Origin of the sequence: Bacillus sp. SORGH_AS_0510, from assembly GCF_030818775.1 — a bacterium.
In the GTDB taxonomy this organism is placed as follows: Bacteria; Bacillota; Bacilli; order Bacillales; family Cytobacillaceae; genus Neobacillus.
This window is the reverse complement of record NZ_JAUTAU010000001.1, coordinates 3,095,315-3,108,902: the sequence shown is the minus strand read 5'-3', so window position 1 is coordinate 3,108,902 and position 13,588 is coordinate 3,095,315. Positions and strand designations below refer to the sequence as shown.

Annotated in this window: 12 protein-coding genes; 10 read left to right on the top strand and 2 right to left on the bottom strand. The window is 40.3% G+C overall.

Going from position 1 to position 13,588, the window contains the following annotated elements:
- Positions 1-13: 13 nt before the first annotated feature.
- The 5 genes from QE429_RS15975 to QE429_RS15955 all read left to right on the top strand — a co-directional run bounded on the left by QE429_RS15975 (position 14) and on the right by QE429_RS15955 (position 6,346).
- Complete coding sequence (locus QE429_RS15975) at positions 14-907, top strand: R2-like ligand-binding oxidase (protein WP_307290852.1); 894 nt, start codon at positions 14-16, stop codon at positions 905-907.
- A 43-nt stretch (positions 908-950) separates the two neighbouring features.
- On the top strand, positions 951-2,474 hold the full coding sequence (locus tag QE429_RS15970; protein ID WP_307288320.1) for an aldehyde dehydrogenase family protein: 1,524 nt from the start codon (positions 951-953) through the stop codon (positions 2,472-2,474).
- Complete coding sequence (locus QE429_RS15965) at positions 2,461-3,705, top strand: iron-containing alcohol dehydrogenase (RefSeq protein ID WP_307288318.1); 1,245 nt, start codon at positions 2,461-2,463, stop codon at positions 3,703-3,705. The genes QE429_RS15970 and QE429_RS15965 overlap by 14 nt, the downstream gene beginning before the upstream one ends.
- Positions 3,706-4,146: 441 nt before the next feature.
- Positions 4,147-5,361, top strand: a complete 1,215-nt coding sequence (locus tag QE429_RS15960) for an acyl-CoA dehydrogenase family protein (protein WP_307288316.1) — start codon at positions 4,147-4,149, stop codon at positions 5,359-5,361.
- Between the two features lie 130 nt (positions 5,362-5,491).
- A complete protein-coding gene (locus QE429_RS15955; RefSeq protein ID WP_307288315.1) occupies positions 5,492-6,346 on the top strand; it encodes a GNAT family N-acetyltransferase in 855 nt (284 codons plus the stop codon).
- A 48-nt stretch (positions 6,347-6,394) separates the two neighbouring features.
- On the opposite strand, the gene QE429_RS15950 is transcribed toward QE429_RS15955, so the two are convergent.
- The gene (locus QE429_RS15950; protein ID WP_307288313.1) at positions 6,395-7,156 is read right to left on the bottom strand and encodes a flagellar motor protein MotB; all 762 of its coding nucleotides are present in this window, start codon (positions 7,154-7,156) and stop codon (positions 6,395-6,397) included.
- A complete protein-coding gene (gene motA / locus QE429_RS15945; protein WP_373463267.1) occupies positions 7,140-7,943 on the bottom strand; it encodes a flagellar motor stator protein MotA in 804 nt (267 codons plus the stop codon). Before motA ends, QE429_RS15950 begins: the two co-directional genes overlap by 17 nt.
- Positions 7,944-8,400: 457 nt before the next feature.
- Between motA and QE429_RS15940 the strand changes: the two genes are divergently transcribed.
- From QE429_RS15940 to QE429_RS15920, 5 genes are all read left to right on the top strand, one after another.
- Positions 8,401-9,243, top strand: coding sequence for a CheR family methyltransferase (locus QE429_RS15940; protein ID WP_307288310.1), 843 nt, complete (start codon positions 8,401-8,403; stop codon positions 9,241-9,243).
- Complete coding sequence (locus QE429_RS15935) at positions 9,212-10,246, top strand: protein-glutamate methylesterase/protein-glutamine glutaminase (protein ID WP_307288309.1); 1,035 nt, start codon at positions 9,212-9,214, stop codon at positions 10,244-10,246. Before QE429_RS15940 ends, QE429_RS15935 begins: the two co-directional genes overlap by 32 nt.
- A 202-nt stretch (positions 10,247-10,448) precedes the next feature.
- Entirely contained in the window at positions 10,449-12,185 is a 1,737-nt protein-coding gene (locus QE429_RS15930; protein ID WP_307288307.1) for a flagellar hook-length control protein FliK, read from the top strand.
- 15 nt (positions 12,186-12,200) lie between these two features.
- Positions 12,201-12,638, top strand: coding sequence for a flagellar hook assembly protein FlgD (flgD, locus tag QE429_RS15925; protein ID WP_307288306.1), 438 nt, complete (start codon positions 12,201-12,203; stop codon positions 12,636-12,638).
- 37 nt (positions 12,639-12,675) lie between these two features.
- Complete coding sequence (locus QE429_RS15920) at positions 12,676-13,566, top strand: flagellar hook-basal body complex protein (protein WP_307288305.1); 891 nt, start codon at positions 12,676-12,678, stop codon at positions 13,564-13,566.
- The last annotated feature ends 22 nt before the right edge of the window (positions 13,567-13,588 follow it).

Below are 13,588 nucleotides of genomic sequence, written 5' to 3'. Positions count from 1 at the left end.
GGAGGAGAAAATGATGGAAAAAAGAACCATTTTAACAACTAGCTCAAGGGGATTACTCGAGGATTCTTTCCCATATCGACTGTATCAAAAAGCGAAGCGACTGGGGACCTGGAATCCGGCTGATATTGATTTCAGTCAGGATCAGGAGGATTGGAAAGGGATGACTGTCGAGCAACAGCAAGATATTTTGCGCTTAATCTCTCAATTTCAAGCAGGTGAAGAAGCCGTTACCCTTGATTTGCTGCCGCTGATTATGGCAATTGCAAAGGAAGGCAGATTGGAAGAAGAAATGTTTTTAACAACTTTCTTATATGAGGAAGCGAAGCACACGGAATTTTTCCGACTTGTGTTGAATGCAATTGGGGAGAAGGGGGACTTATCCCATTTCCACACAGAGACTTATCAGAAAATATTTTATGAGATTCTGCCTACGGCGATGGAACGGCTGGTTACCGATCAGTCACCAGAAGCGATTGCGGAGGCTTCGGTTGTGTATAACATGTTTGTTGAGGGCGTGTTAGCGGAAACCGGCTATTTTTCCTTCTATGCTGCATTGGAAACTGCGGGCATTATGCCTGGGCTACTTGAAGGAATTGGGAATCTAAAGAAGGATGAATCAAGGCATATCGGGTACGGAACATTCCTTCTGCAACGATTGATTTGTGAGCACCCACATCTTTTTGATTTTGTAGTGGCAAAAATGGGCGAGTTGACGCCACTAGCAATTCGCCTGAACCAAGAAGGCATCGCAGGAAGGGAGGTTAGTTCATTCGGAGGGAATCCTGATGACGTCATGAATTTTACACTGAAACAACTATCCGTACGAATGGAAATTTTAGCGAGAGCCAAAGGCAAAAAAATCGAAGAGATTTATAGATATTCAGATAGTGAGTTAGGAGTTTTGTAAATTAAGTTTCAGTCAGATAAAGATTGGTAGAGGAGGAATTATAATGACAGTTCAAGTTGAGGTGCAAACTTTTCCCCATTTTATCAATGGAAAGTGGGAGCTGGCCAGCAATCAAGAAACCTTTGATGTGTTTAACCCTGCCAGTGGGGAGTTGGTTGCAAAAGTAGCGAAAGGAACAAAGGATGACGTGGATCGTGCGGTAAAGGCTGCACGTGAAGCCTTTGACCAAGGCGACTGGAAAAACATAAGGCCAAAGGATCGGGCCAATGTTTTATATGCAATCTCCTATAAAATTGCCGAGCACGCACAAGAACTAGCATATCTTGAAGCGATTAGCTCCGGCGGCACGGTCCGTCGAATTGGAAACAGCGATATTTTACAAATGGTCGATTTGTTCCAGACATTAGCGAAATTTACGGTAGAATATCCTTTTTCAGAAACGCTTCCAGTCCCGCCATTCCCAGGACCAGCACACAACTTTATATGGCGGGAGCCGATCGGCGTGTGTGCCGCGATTACGCCATGGAATCTACCAATGGTCATCGCCACCTGGAAGATTGCTCCGGCCTTGGCGATGGGAAACACCATTGTTATCAAGCCTGCGAGCTACACACCGTTATCCACTTTGAAACTAGCAGAAATCATTTCCGAGGTGGTGCCTCCAGGTGTCATCAACGTGGTCGCAGGCCCAGGTGCAGAGGTGGGCGAAGCGTTAGTGAGTCATCCACAGGTGGATAAAGTGGCATTTACTGGGTCAACAGAAGTGGGCCGAAATATTATGTCGCTTGCTGCAGGCACGATTAAGAAAACCACGCTTGAGCTTGGCGGAAAGTCACCTAACATTATTTTAGAGGATGCTGACTTAAACATTGCACTTCCTGGCAGTCTGTTTGGCGTGTTTTTACACTCAGGTCAGCTGTGTGAATCCGGAACTCGCTTATTCGTGCCTGATAAGATCTATGACCAAGTAGTGGAAGGGCTCGTTGCTCTTGCGGGGAAATTAAAGCTCGGCAATCCACTGGATCCGGCAACAGACGTGGGTCCAGTTATTTCTAAAAAGCAGAAGGAATCTATCCTATCCTATATTGAATCAGGGAAACAAGAAGGTGCCACGATTGTTTGCGGCGGTAAAGAAGTGAAAGTGGCTGGCTGTGAGGAAGGCCATTTCATTGAGCCGACTATTTTTACGAATGTAACAAATAAAATGAAAATTGCCCAGGAGGAAATTTTCGGTCCGGTATTATGTGTCATCCGATACTCTGAGTTAGACGAAGCTATTAAAATGGCAAATGATACAATCTACGGTTTAGCAGCGGGTGTGTGGACACGCGACGTGAATAAGGCTTACGAAGTTGCTAGAAAACTTCAGGCTGGCGTGGTCTGGATCAATGACTGGCATATGCTCCGCAGTGATGCACCGTTCGGCGGCTACAAGCAAAGTGGAATTGGACGTGAAATGGGTCAGCATTCACTGGATGCCTATACACAGGTGAAACATGTGCATACATCCATGAGTCCTGAACTTGAAAGACGGAATTGGTACGGAATTCTATTTGGCCAAAACTAATGAAGAGGTGAAGATAACAATGAAAACAACCTTATCACAATTCATGTTACGTACGGGAATCTACAGTGGATCAAATTCTCGGGCAATGGTTCCTAGTTTGTTTGCCGGCCTTGGTGCCAAGCGGGTTTTGCTATTAAGCGATAGAGGGTTAGAAAAGGCTGGTGTGGTTGAAAAAGTAGCTTCTATTTTTGAGTTAACCGGCCATGGGAGCGGCCCGCAGCTCGTAGGGATGTACCTAGATATTAAACAGGATGCAGAAAGCCAATGCATTAATGATGCGGTCCGCTATGCACGAGAAATCGGAGCAGACTCCCTGCTGGCAGTGGGCGGCGGCAGTGTGCTCGATACGGTAAAAGGGGTGAAGTATGCCCTTCACAAAGGTCTCGCTGATATTAAAGAGGCAATACCTGGCGGTTTGTTATATGAATCATTCCCGAAAGCAAATTATATCCCGATTCCTCACATCGCAATTCCGACGACGGCGGGAACAGGTTCAGAAGTTTCTCCGATTGCCGTTATTTTTAATGAAGAGATTCAAATGAAGACTAATATTATCAACCCATTTATTAGTGCGGATATGGCGATTCTGGATCCTGATTTAACAGTCGGCCTTCCGCCGTTGATTACAGCATTTACCGGCTTTGATGCGTTAACTCACGCAATTGAAGCTTTGGCGTCCCCGACTGCTACTGGCCTAACAGATGCGCATGCATTGCATGCAATTCGTTTGATTGAAAAAAATCTACCTGTGGCTGTTGCTGATGGCGGTAATCTGGATGCACGTATGGATTTATTGCAGGCAAGCTTAATGGGTATTACTGCGTTCAGCTTTGCCTTGAACGCGATTCCTGTTCACAATATGGCCCATGCGTATGGTGCGTTGTTCCGCATCCCGCATGGCTTGGCAAATGCAGTCTTTTTACCAGTGGTGATGGAAATGGTTCCTAATCTATACTTACCGAAGGTGGCTGAACTGGCGCAAGCTCTGAATGTGGATGTGAAGGCTGATGAAACTCCAGAGGAGGCTTTGGCAAAGGTTGTCGAGAAAATCCGGTTGCTGCAGCATAAGGTGGGCTTACCAACTGACTTCAAGGAGTTCAACATCACAGAAGAAGCTCTTCAAGCCGCAATTCCAGCAGTCATGAAGGACCCAGCAGCATTAAGCTTCCCAATGCCAGCAGAGTTGATTGCCGCCATCGGGCAGAAAGTTTGCCCAGTTGGGGTGAAATAAGAGCATTTGGGTGGGGACAGTCCCCCGGTGCGGTAGTGTGTTGAAGTGAATAAGGTGCAAAGGTACAGATTTCTGTGCCTTTGTTTCTTTCTTTTATTGGTTTTGGTGGGTGTGGCTGATGGGAGGCGTGGGTGAGCGACAGTAAACTGGGGTTATGCGACAGTAAAATGGCCATCCGACAGTAATGAGTGGTTATGCGACAGTAAAATAGGCTTATCCGCCAGTAATCGATGTCCATCCGCCAGTTATTGAAGGTTATCCGCCAGTAAAGTTGTTTGGGGCTGATTGGATTCGGTTATGCGCCAGTTGGAGCGGCTTATCCGCCAATAAAATGGCTAATCGCTGATTGAGACCGGTTATCCGCCAGTTGGGACACGGTATCCGCCAATGAACCACAATATCTAAAAAAACACATACAAATCAGAGAGGAGATACAACAAAATGATGGATTTTTCTTTTTCAGAAGAGCAAGAATTACTTAGGAAAACCGTGCGACAGTTTGTGGATAAGGAGATCATGCCATATATTCGCGAATGGGATGAAAAGCAGCACTTTGAGACAAGTATTTTAAAACGGCTCGCCGATCTAGGTCTCATGGGAGTTTGTATCCCTGAACAATATGGTGGCAGTGGCATGGATTATAATTCACTGGCGATTGTTTGCGAAGAACTCGAACGTGGGGATACAGCATTCCGTACCGCTGTATCCGTTCATACCGGCCTGAACAGCATGACACTCCTTCAATGGGGAAATGAGCAGCAAAAGCAAAAATATCTCACTCCACAAGCAAAAGGCTTAAAGGTAGGTGCCTTTGGCCTAACTGAGCCGAATGCCGGGTCCGATGTCGCAGCCATGCACACAACGGCCACAAAACAGGGGGATTACTACATATTAAACGGTTCCAAAACCTGGATCTCTCTGAGTGATGTCGCAGATCACTTCTTAGTATTCGCCTACACCGATAAAACAAAGAAACACCACGGCATTTCTGCTTTCATCGTAGAGCGGGAGTGGGAGGGCTTTTCCTCAAAGGCTATCAAAGGAAAACTGGGGATACGTGCAGGTAATACTGGCGAGCTCTTTTTCGATAACGTAATGGTACCTAAAGAAAACCTAGTTGGAGAAGAAGGAGAAGGCTTCAAGATTGCCATGTCAGCACTTGATAACGGCCGATTCACGGTCGCTGCCGGTGCCTGCGGGACCATTATGGCCAGCCTTGAGGCCAGTCTAAAATATTGCCATGAGCGAAGCACATTCGGTAAAGAGATCGGCAAACACCAGTTGGTTCAGCAAATGATTGCCAAAATGGAAGCAGGACTACAGCAGTCACGGTTGCTAGTTTATAGAGCAGGGTGGTTAAAGAATCAAGGGAAACGAAATACACGTGAAACGTCACTTGCCAAGTGGCAGGCTTGTGATTATGCCTATGAAGCCGCAAATGATGCCGTTCAAATACACGGCGCATACGGTTTCTCCAATGAATATCCAGTCGAACGATACCTAAGAAATGCCAAAGCTCCCGTCATCTACGAGGGAACGCGTGAAATCCATACGATTATGCAAGCAGAATATGTTCTCGGCTATCGTGAGGATAAACCATTATCCAAAACTCTACCGGCATGGCCCTTCCAAGAAGTAGAAGAAGCGGTAAAGTAAGCACATCTCAAAAATCCCATTAGAAACCTAATGGGATTTTTTTAATAATCAGAAAATAAGTTGTAAGAGAAGGTGAAATTTGGTTTAATTAAAATAGACTAACAAGTCGTTTTTTTATAGGAGGGGTTCGATGAATATACAAATAAAAAGATTAACCGAATGCACGATTCAAGAAATTATTACAGCATGGAATAGAGGGTTTGAGGGCTATTTTGTAAAACTAGAAATGACGCCTGAACTGTTTTTCAATCGGCTCGTCAATGAAGGACTGTCGTTACCACACTCCGTCGTTGCCTACGATGGGGAGGAGCCTGTTGCGATTGTCATGAATGGTTTTCGAGAAATCAACGGGAAAAAGACCGCGTGGAATGGCGGTACCGGAATTGCAAACGATTATCGTGGAAAAGGCATTTCCACTTTACTCATGGAAGAAATCTTGAAAATTTACAATGAAGAGGGCTGTGAGGTGGCAACCCTTGAGGCGATTAAAGAGAATGAAAGAGCCATTCGTTTGTATAAGCGGTTCGGCTATGAAATTACCGATTCACTTGTTTACTTATCTGGTACTTTAGAGAGCCAAAATCACTCTTCAATAAAAGCGAAGAACATTCGCCCAGAACAGCTAGCAAACTATTCTTTTTATAAGCAAGCTGTGCCTTGGCAGTGTCAATGGCAAAGCGTTAAATCGGGTGAAGCACAAATCTATTACGACAACGAACAAAATCCACTTGGCTACGCTCTATATAAGCGTGTTTGGAACCCAGAAGGGCAACTCGAAAAGGTATTCTTATTCCAAGTGGAGCTAATTGGAGGATTGTCATATGAGAACATGCAAGCCATTTTTTCCTCAATGACAGAACACCAAGACCATCCAGTTACCTATATGACAGTTAACGCCTCACAGGCCAACCCGGTAATCCAGTATTTATCAAATCACGGTTTCAAGAATACTACTGAACAGGTGCAAATGGTGAAAACTTTGTAAATACAAGAAAAGCCAGCTTCCTTATATAAAATAGGAAACTGGCTATTTTTAACTCTTACGTAAAATAACGATATTAACCCGACGGTTTGCTTGTTTATGTTCCTTTGTATCATTTGGATAGATTGGTTTGTATTCCCCGTATCCTACAAATTGTAGACGATCTTTTAAAATGCTTTTTGTTTCAAAAAAATGCAGAACACTTACTGCTCTTGCTGAAGATAACTCCCAATTGGAAGCGTAGGCAGTATTTTTAATTGGAACATTGTCAGTATGACCCTCTATACTAATTGGATTGTCAACTGTTTTCGATAAGCCAACTAGAACATCAAGGGTTTGATAGGAGCTTTGTTTTAAATCTGCCTTACCAGGATCAAAAAGGATTACATCCTTCAAAGAAATTTCTACACCACGTTTGGTATCTGTCAATGAAATAACAGCTTCCAAGTGATTTTCTTTTATATATTTTGTTAATTGTTCCTTAAGCTGGTTTAATTCCACTTCTTCCTTACTTGGTGCAGGTGCAGCTTCTGGAGCTGTAGCAGGCTTCTGTTCACTTGTTTTTTCATCAGACTCCTTATCCGAAGGCTTAATGGAAAGTCCAGAATCTTTACTTTCTATTTTTGTGCCGGTTAATTCTGATTTGAAGGCTTCCATAATTGATTCATATTTTGCTTTATCCACCGTACTAGAAGCAAATAAAACAATAAACAAGGCCAGTAGGAGAGTTAAAATATCAGCATATGGAATTAGCCAAGATTCATCAATGTGTTCTTCATGCTCTTCCTCTAATTTTCTACGCTGTCTTCTCATTTGCAGTTTCCTCGTTTACCTTATCAGTCTTTTTTCGTTCACTTGGAGCAATATATACATTTAGTTTCTTTTCTAACGCACTTGGAGAAAGTCCTTCATACACTGCAAGCAATCCTTCAATTGTAAGAAGCTTGAATTCCTGTTCGCGTTTTGAAATACGTTTTAATTTATTTGCAAGAGGATGCCACATAACATAACCAGAGAATATACCAAGCAAGGTTGCGATAAAGGCTGCAGAAATGGAATGCCCCAATTTTTCTACATTATTTAAATTTCCTAATGATGCAACAAGACCAATTACTGCTCCAAGTACCCCTAAAGTTGGCGCATATGTACCGGCTTGAGTAAAAATAAGTGCTCCCGTTTTGTGGCGTTTGTCAATTGCTGCTACTTCTTCTAATAAGACCTCTTCAATAAATTCGATGTCATGGCCGTCGATAATCATCTCTAGTCCTTTTTTGAAAAAAGGATCCTGTGTTTCAACCGCAATTTCTTCAAGAGCTAATAATCCTTCTCTTTTTGCGATTTCTGCACATTTTACTAAGCTATCTACTTGTCCAGACTTAGATGATTGTTTTGGTTCGAATAGTGCGATTTTTAACAAGATAGGAAACTTTTTTATCTCACTAAATGGAAAAGCTATTAAAATTGCAGCTGCAGTTCCTCCAAAAATAATGAGATATGCTGCCGGATTGTTTAATGCAGATAGGGATGCTCCTTTTAAAACCATACCGACTCCTATTGCTATTAACGCCAAAATAAATCCAAAAATACTAGACATCATAATCTCCTTTGTTGTTAAAAGTTTTGTACTGTAATTGTACGCTAATCATAAATTTTCGACAATAATGTTTTTGTTTTATTTTGATATAATCAAAATGTTTTTGTTAATTCCGAAAATCTATTTGACGGTAATCTATATATCTAGTAATTTTATACTAAAATAAAGACAATTATCTAAATCTACTACAGAAACTAATTTATAAAAGTGCGTTAAATATAGAAAATATTGCTACTTCCTTTATTTATTAGGCTGTGTTAAAGAACAGTGTTGATTTATACACTTTGGAGCGGAAGGCACGAAGACTCCTGTGGGATTATGGTTCAGGGGAGACCCCGCAGGCGCTTGCGTCGAGGAGGCTCGCCGAAACACCCACGAACCGCTCGTGCCTGGAGCGGAAATCAACAGAAAACTTTAACAGAGCCATTTATTAAAAAGCGTAGTGAGGAAAAAGGTGATGCACATGCAAGAGAATGGATTATCAAGATTAAGCCAAATGGTTTATGACTATTGTGGATTGGGTTTCCAGGATCGACAACAGATCCTTCAAGATAAGATTTCTAAACGTGTCGTAGAACTTGGACTAAATTTTGAAGGATACTGCGATTATTTGAGAAAATCACCAATAGAATGGGATGTTCTCATAGAGTTATTAACAATTAATGAAACTTATTTTTATCGAGAAGAAGAGCAATTAAATGAGTGTTGTTCATTAGTTCTGCCGCTGCTGAAAAGTAAAACAAGAGATAGACCTCTGAGGATATGGAGCGCTGCTTGTTCTAGTGGTGAAGAGCCTTATACCTTAGCAATGTTAATACAAGAAACTGGACTTTTTTTCCCAGGATCTGTAGAAATTATTGCCACCGATATTAACAAAAAAGTTCTTCAGAAAGCGGAAAAGGGATGGTATCATAATAGTTCTTTCGCTTTTCGGCGAATCCCAGAGAATTTATTGAAGAAATATTTTATAGAAGAAAATGGTGGATACCAAATTAAACCAGCAACCCAAAAAATGGTGAAGTTTCAATACTTAAACCTTCTTAATGAAGTAAAAGCAGGAGAAATTGGAGAAGTGGACATCATTTTCTGCAGAAATGTTTTGATCTATTTTGATCGAGATAAAACACAACAGGTGATTCGTAGTTTACACAGAAATTTAGCCATTGGGGGATATTTATTTCTTGGTCATGCTGAATCGGTAACTGATACGAACATGGGATTACAGAAAGTGCGCTCAGATAAGAGTTTTTATTATCGAAAGGAATCTGATCAAAATGAAACAGTACGGTGTATTGGTAGTAGATGATTCTGCCTTTATGCGGAGAGCCATTAGTTTAATGTTGGAAACTGACCCTCGATTTCAAGTCGTTGGAATTGCAAGAAATGGTGTGGAAGCAGTAGAAAAAGTTCAACGGCTCAAACCAGATCTTGTCACAATGGATATAGAAATGCCCGAATTGAACGGACTCGATGCACTCGAGCAAATAATGAAAAAAAATCCAGTTCCAGTAGTTATGATTAGTTCCAGGACTGGAGAAGGTGCGAGGGAAACACTTCAAGCCCTTTCTCTTGGAGCAGTTGATTTCTTTTTGAAAGAAAATTTAATTAGGAATATTAATGGAGAGGATCAAAGTAAAGAATTTTTACAGCGTTTAGCTGGAATAGTCGAAGCAAAACTTCCTACTATTCACCATGAATACAGTCTCTCTGAGAATCATAATAGAAATGAAACTAGAAAAAATACTGAGCTAATATTTATTGGCTGTTCAACAGGTGGACCGAAAGCATTACAAGCGATTCTACCAGGTTTTCCTAAGGAATTTCCCATTCCAATTGTCGTTGCACAACATATGCCGCCAGGTTTTACCAAGCATTTAGCAGAAAGATTTGATTCTTTGTGTCAAATGGATGTAAAAGAAGCCCAGGACGGCAAAGAAGTCAAACCGGGAACTATCTATATTTGTCCTTCGGGATATCAAACCCGTTTTGAAAAGGCTGCAGGTAAATTAATATTTAAAGTGGAAGATTGTCAAGACGTACTTGAATTATATAAACCATCCATAGATATCACCCTGAGTTCGGCAGCACCAATTGTTTGTGATCGGTTACTAGCAATAATTTTAACCGGTATGGGAGTAGATGGTGCAAAAGGCTCCGGGTTGGTGAAAAAATATCATGGTAAAGTGTTCGTTGAATCTGAAGAATCCTGCACGGTTTACGGCATGCCCAGAGCAGTAATGGAAGCAGGGTATGCGGATGGTCAATTTGTTCTGTCACAAATGTACAACATGATAATTTCTTCTATATAGTATTTTTTGGAAAAAAGTAGTGTCGATTTAGATGCTACTTGTTTTTTTATTTAGTTTGCAACAAAATCTATCAAAATATTAGTCTGAAAAAAGAATAAAAATACAAAAGTAAATCGAAAATTTTCATGACGAAAGCAGGTCCATGAGGTATAATGTAGATTAATTGAAAGTATGCAGAGCAAAAATGATAGGAGGTAACTGTTTGGGTATTACTCAAATTAACATCAAAATAAATCAAACAAATCAAGTGAACGGGGGAAAACCCAATTTAGCTTCCAATTCAGAAGCGACAGTAAATCCCTTCGACCAAGTATTAGCAATGTTTAATCTTCTAGGTCAAACTCCTATGATCGGTGACCAAGTTAATAAATTATCGTTGCACAATGGTGCTATTCAAATGGGAGATATCCCTACACAATTTTTAAAGATTAAACAAGTGACAGGCGAAGCAAATTCAGAGCCTATGAATACGGATTCAGTTCAATCTGAGTCTGATCTAGAAGAGCATAATTATGGGGATCGGGATCCTGTTGACTTGAATTTAAATGTTGATAATGTAATGTATAATTTACCGATGTTAAGACCTAATGCAGGTCTTAATAATTCTTTGAACCAAGATGACAATCAATCAAGTTTAAAGGTAATTAATGCTTTAGAAACTAAGAAACCTAGTTTTAATTTAGATGAACCTCAATTTAGTAGGCAACAAATTCATTTAACCAACAAAACTGACCTTGTTAAAACCAATGAAGACGATATCCTGCCAGATTCAATGGAATTAATCAATAAAAATTTAGATGAAATAGAGTCTATTTTGACTAATCTTGTAAACGAATTTTCAACTCAAGAATCAACAAGTTTTTCGATAGGAAATAATCCATCAGAAGGTGGGACACACACATCTGTAGGCGAAAACAACAGTAATCCATTATCTAGCTCTAGCCCAGAGATTGCTAAGGTGCTAGCTCAAGTCCAAGACTTGGTGGAAACGATGAAGAAATTTTCACCAAAGGATTCGGGTCAATTGTTACATAAAGTAACTCAGGTAATTGAAGAAGTTCGAAAATATGAAGGTGAAAAGAATCCATCGGAAATTCCGGCTCATATTGATGAGAAAATTCAAATAATTTCGAATGAAATAAAAGCCGCACAAAAATCTGTACCAATACTAGTACTCAATAATCATGACCAAACAACAAGTGATACTAAGCAAAATGAACTTTCTAATATTTCTCAGGGATTAAGCCTTGATAAAAATCAAGTCATTCATTCCGTTTTACCTAATGTAGGAAAATCATTTCAATTACATAATCGCTTGACTAAGGATCCTTTATCTTCACCTTTAGATGAAATTTCGAAAGTAAATGGGCAACTCACTTCATTGACAAACACTCAACAAATGTCGGGGAACGAAGTGAAAGAATCGAATTTGCAGCAACACACTGAAGTAACTAATTTTGCTCCTGAGGTAAGTGAATGGATTAACCGCTTTATGAAAATAACGAACGGAAAGTCTGGCAGCACAGAAGCTAAATTTTCACTGTATCCTGAGCATTTAGGTCATATCGAAATAAAGGTAACTTCACAGCAGGGGCAGATTTCAGCGCAAATATTGACTGATACACCAATGGCAAAGGATGCCTTGGAAGGACAGCTTCACCATTTGAAACAGGCATTGCAGCAATCGGGATTGAATGTCCAAAAGTTAGATGTAGCGCAACAGACATCCAACACGTCCGATTCTTTCCAGGGGGGAATGGCTTTTTCCCAGGACGGTTCACATTCGTCACGAGAGCAGCGAACATATACTGCAGCAACAATTAATGAAAAAGTGCAAAATGAAACAAATGAGCAAAAAGACAGAGAAGGGGAAATCGTACCTATCAATTATGGTGGAACTACCCTGAAAACATCATCGCAAATAGACTTCACAGCTTAGGAAGGAGTTTCCAGAATGAGTAACTGGGTAGATGTTACAAATGTGACAAAAAATAATTCCATTTACAATAACGTAAAGCCTTTCGAACAAAAAAGTGTGCTAGGAAAAGATGACTTTTTGAAAATCCTGACAACTCAACTAGCACATCAGGACCCTTCAAGTCCACTTCAAGATAAAGACTTTATTGCTCAGATGGCAACCTTTAGTTCACTTGAGCAAATGACTAATCTTAATAAGGCTTTTGACAAATTTGCTGGAAATCAAATGAGTCAATATGCTGCAGTGATTGGAAAAGAAATTTCCTGGATTCCTGAAGGCAATGTAGAGCCAATAACGGGTGTAGTTCAAGGTATATCTAATCAGGATGGGAATTACTTTTACTTAGTTGGAGATGAAAAAGTCCCAATGTCATTGGTTAATGAAATAAAGGAAGTCACTTCCGAAACAAAATAATAAATAATTTATGATTGATAAATAGGGGGAACAAACCATGTTAAAATCGCTTTACTCTGGTGTTTCAGGTATGAAAGGGTTTCAAACTAAACTTGATGTAATTGGAAATAACGTTGCCAATGTTAATACAGTTGGATTTAAAAAAGGCCGTGTAATGTTTCAAGATATTATCAGTCAAAATATGGCTGGAGCAACAGCGCCTTCAGGAGAGCGTGGTGGGGTTAATCCGAAGCAAATTGGTCTAGGGGTAAAAATTGGTTCTATTGATACGGTTTTTACACCAGGTAGCCCTATGACAACTAATGTTGGAACAGATTTAACGATTGATGGGGATGCTTTTTTTATCGTAAGTCCTGAAGCTAACAATGGTGCAAACTTTTTAACTAGGGCTGGTAACTTTACACGTGATGCCAGCGGGGATTTAGTTACATCAAATGGGTTTTATGTAATGGGTGTAAATGATGCTGGAGATACTGTTAAGATCAATATTAAGTCAGACGAAAAAGCCGGCATGCCTTTCACATCATATTCAATTGACTCGAATGGTTATATTTATGTTGTTCGTGAGGATGGAGAGAGTGGAAAACTAGCCTATGATACGAATACGCAGGAATATTATCTAAATAATACTAACGATCAAACAAATAATATTTCATTAGCAACAGCAGTTGTTTCGAATCCTGGGGGGTTAACAAAAGTAGGTAATACCTTCTTCCAAGTTAGCGGAAATTCAGGTCCTGCAGTACCTAGCCGAATTGAAGATAATAAGGGTGGAACGATTAATGCAGGTGTGTTAGAAATGTCAAATGTTGATTTAACTGAGGAATTTACTGAAATGATCGTTGCACAACGTGGATTCCAAGCAAATGCTAGAACAATTACTACTTCCGATTCTATTTTAGAAGAAGTAGTAAATTTAAAACGATAGTAACATTATAAATTGATTGAAT

Bases quoted from the DNA above. Each gene is read 5' to 3' on its own strand.
- QE429_RS15975 (WP_307290852.1), top strand. From the start codon at position 14: ATGGAAAAAAGAACCATTTTAACAACTAGCTCAAGGGGATTACTCGAG.
- QE429_RS15970 (WP_307288320.1), top strand. From the start codon at position 951: ATGACAGTTCAAGTTGAGGTGCAAACTTTTCCCCATTTTATCAATGGA.
- QE429_RS15960 (WP_307288316.1), top strand. From the start codon at position 4,147: ATGATGGATTTTTCTTTTTCAGAAGAGCAAGAATTACTTAGGAAAACC.
- QE429_RS15955 (WP_307288315.1), top strand. From the start codon at position 5,492: ATGAATATACAAATAAAAAGATTAACCGAATGCACGATTCAAGAAATT.
- QE429_RS15950 (WP_307288313.1), bottom strand. From the start codon at position 7,156: ATGAGAAGACAGCGTAGAAAATTAGAGGAAGAGCATGAAGAACACATT.
- QE429_RS15940 (WP_307288310.1), top strand. From the start codon at position 8,401: ATGCAAGAGAATGGATTATCAAGATTAAGCCAAATGGTTTATGACTAT.
- QE429_RS15935 (WP_307288309.1), top strand. From the start codon at position 9,212: ATGAAACAGTACGGTGTATTGGTAGTAGATGATTCTGCCTTTATGCGG.
- flgD (WP_307288306.1), top strand. From the start codon at position 12,201: ATGAGTAACTGGGTAGATGTTACAAATGTGACAAAAAATAATTCCATT.
- QE429_RS15920 (WP_307288305.1), top strand. From the start codon at position 12,676: ATGTTAAAATCGCTTTACTCTGGTGTTTCAGGTATGAAAGGGTTTCAA.